Annotated in this window: 2 protein-coding genes; both read left to right on the top strand. The window is 52.6% G+C overall.

What is annotated here, in order from left to right:
* The coding region (locus AXE65_RS12365) for a S26 family signal peptidase (protein ID WP_193393249.1) at positions 1-235 on the top strand (235 nt) is incomplete at its 5' end.
* Between the two features lie 13 nt (positions 236-248).
* Positions 249-449: toprim domain-containing protein (locus AXE65_RS12360; protein ID WP_153015474.1), on the top strand; the 201-nt coding region annotated here is incomplete at its 3' end.

The following is a 449-nucleotide window of genomic DNA, read 5'->3' as shown; positions in this document are numbered from 1 at the left end:
CATTGATCAAACCGGCATACAGATTAATGGGCAGCGTTTAGCCCATTCCAAAGCCTTAGCCACCGACCCTGGCGGCAGACCCTTACCGAAATTTGAACGGGCGAATTACACACTGGCCGAAAACGAACTGCTGCTTATCGGCGATGTCAGCCCCACCTCATTTGACAGCCGCTATTTCGGCTTGATTGACCGCGCGCAAATTAAAGGCGTGGTACGGCCTGTATTCACTTGGTAGGGAGCATCAAGTTATGCGCTTATTTATCGCGGAAAAACCCTCGGTTGGCAAAGCCATTGCAGCCGAGTTGGGCATTAAAGGCCATGACAATGAAGGCTTTATCGATTGCGGACTCGATAAAGTCACTTGGTGCTTTGGGCATATGCTGGAACTTGCCGAGCCGGACGAGTACACGCCGGACACGGTGCCGCGCAGTAAAGCGGGCAAGAAGTAC

It is taken from the genome of Ventosimonas gracilis (assembly GCF_001580025.1).
GTDB lineage: Bacteria > Pseudomonadota > Gammaproteobacteria > Pseudomonadales > Pseudomonadaceae > Ventosimonas > Ventosimonas gracilis.
This window is presented reverse-complemented; position numbering and strand designations above follow the sequence as displayed.